At 52.2% G+C, this 1,401-nt stretch carries 1 protein-coding gene; it reads left to right on the top strand.

Going from position 1 to position 1,401, the window contains the following annotated elements; translation table 11 throughout:
- The first annotated feature begins 463 nt into the window (after nucleotides 1–463).
- Nucleotides 464–1,288 carry a hypothetical protein gene (locus HMPREF2914_RS33050; protein ID WP_023124806.1) on the top strand — a complete coding sequence of 275 codons (825 nt, stop codon included), beginning with the start codon at nucleotides 464–466 and terminating at the stop codon, nucleotides 1,286–1,288.
- Nucleotides 1,289–1,401 lie beyond the last annotated feature (113 nt).

The raw sequence follows: 1,401 nt of genomic DNA, 5'->3' as shown, positions 1-1,401 counted from the left end.
GTGGCGTGGAAGCTCCATAGCGATGCCGGGCGGGATGTTCGTGAACCGTCCTTCGTGACGTGATGGGCGAGAACCGCCAGCGTTGAGGACGGCACGCATCCGAACAACCTGCCGCAGCAAGCGCCAGCGTGTTCGCCAGCACCCGTCCATCGCGGCGGGACGCTTGCCGGGCCGATCCGGCGCAGCCGGTTCGGCGGTATTAAGGGGCGCCAAGCTGCGCGCGGCGGGGATAGCCCGCAGGGCTTTCCCCTGGAGGCAAGCGAAGCACGCAGCGCCGCAGGCGCGAAGGCGTGAGGGATTGAAGCCGCATGGCCGTGACGGCTTGCCGGCACGGGGCGCAGCCCGAAAGCCCGGCGGCGCTGTGCGCCGACACGCTCAAGCAATTTACGGCATCATTCTATGACTGAATATTTAGCCATTTTCCCGTTGGGAACCGCTCATCAGGCAAGGAGGTTGTCGAGTCATGCGTGTTTATATGATCGACAGAAATATCGTATCCAAAATTTCATCAGGCTTCAAAAATTGCAGCATCGAAGATAAAAATTTCATTAAATCACTGGATACAAAAGGAAGTGCCATAAGCCTTCTTCTTTCAAACATCGAAGGCCGACTTGGGATTCCTCAAGACATGAGTCAAGCATCCTCCGGCATGTTCGCTGAAGGTGACATAGCTAAGGGGTTCTTCAAGAAGGCTCGCGTTGATTCAGGTTTTTTTGAAGCCTTCAACAATCTTGCCTCCTGGGGTATCACAACTCATCAGAGAGACTCTTTTCTGAAAAATTCAGAAATCGTCGCATACCTACAAGATACGTTGCATCAGCCGCGCAGCCCGGCCCAAGCTAAAGAGGTTAGGGAGGATATTTTAAATTTCGCATCTAAGCGAGATATGGAAATTGGCCACCCAATCATGCTGTGTGGCTTGTCGACTTTATATGGAAACAAGAATGCGCATGGAGTGCTAAAACCTAAGAAACCCAAACAGAATGATCCTAAGAGAAATGCGAGGATTTATAACGCATTGGCCGACCTGATGGTGATTGTCAATCTTTCAGAGTTGGCGGGCATAAGCAGAGGAATGAAAATGCGAATTCATTTCGCAACAATCGACAAACCTCTCCATGGATTTGTTCAGGAATTCGGACTGCTTGGTGTTACAAAGAGCCGTTTAGCCCTAGTCAATGACAGCACAATCACCCTTGGATTCAATATGTCGCTTTTCCCAAAGCTAACCGGCAACGAGGCAGAAGAGTTCAAGGAATGGTTCAACACCAAGAAGCAAAAAACATGAACATAAGGTTTAAGCCTTGACCTTGAACACCGGGCGCGGCTACTGCCGCGCCCGGATTTGCTTTTCACCGCGCCCAGGACGGAACGGCCTGGGCGCGGTGCTGATCGCGGTTA

Origin of the sequence: Pseudomonas sp. HMSC067G02 (assembly GCF_001813485.1) — a bacterium.
Taxonomy (GTDB): domain Bacteria; phylum Pseudomonadota; class Gammaproteobacteria; order Pseudomonadales; family Pseudomonadaceae; genus Pseudomonas; species Pseudomonas aeruginosa.
This window is presented reverse-complemented; position numbering and strand designations above follow the sequence as displayed.